This is a genomic window from Synechococcus sp. BA-120 BA3, assembly GCF_034931285.1.
Classification (GTDB): Bacteria; Cyanobacteriota; Cyanobacteriia; order PCC-6307; family Cyanobiaceae; genus Cyanobium.
Map to the genome: position 1 here is coordinate 1 of NZ_JAYGHZ010000230.1, position 648 is coordinate 648.

1 protein-coding gene is annotated in these 648 nt (G+C 67.0%); it reads left to right on the plus strand.

Annotated elements, in window-relative coordinates; all coding sequences use genetic code 11:
* Window positions 1-446, plus strand: a 446-nt coding sequence (locus VB737_RS07470) for a hypothetical protein (RefSeq protein ID WP_500312276.1), incomplete at its 5' end; no start/stop codon positions are given.
* Window positions 447-648 lie beyond the last annotated feature (202 nt).

Genomic DNA, 648 nt, shown 5'->3' on the forward strand with positions numbered 1-648 from the left:
CGCTCGACCAGCGGACTCGCTGGGAAGCGGGCTTTGTGGCCATTGCCAGGGCCTTTGCGGCGCAATCGCTGTTGAACGGGATCCGCAGGCAGAACCGCAAGCTGTTCCAGCTCGGCCTCCACCTGCTGGTGCCGCCTCTCGCCTTGCTGCTGATGTTGTCGGCGGCGGTTGCCATCGTGCTCGGGATCGTCGGATGGTGGACCGGGCAATGGGGAGCCTTCGCAGTCCTTGCGACCGCGCTCATCGTGGCGCTCGTTTCGGTGCTCATCAACTGGATGCTGGCGGGGCATCGCTGGCTCGGTGTCGCTGCGCTGTTGAGCCTGCCTGTGTATGTGCTGTGGAAGATTCCGGTGTACCTGCGCATCGTCAAGGGCGGGCAGCTGGCCTGGACGCGGACGGAGCGAGCGACCGAGCAACCGAAAGAGGGAGATGACCAGTGCAGGTAGGCGCATTGCCTGCGGACTGCGTCTGGGCGACAGCCGGGGGCGACGCGGCGTGGCCCGGTCTGGCCCGGCCATCGACCTGCCGGAGGGCCCCATGAAGGGCGCGAAAACCATCGCGGTCGTCGCCATCGGCAGAAACGAGGGGGAACGGCTCAAGCGCGGCCTGGAGTCCAGGCCGGATGGCGTCTCCGTCGTCTATGTGGAC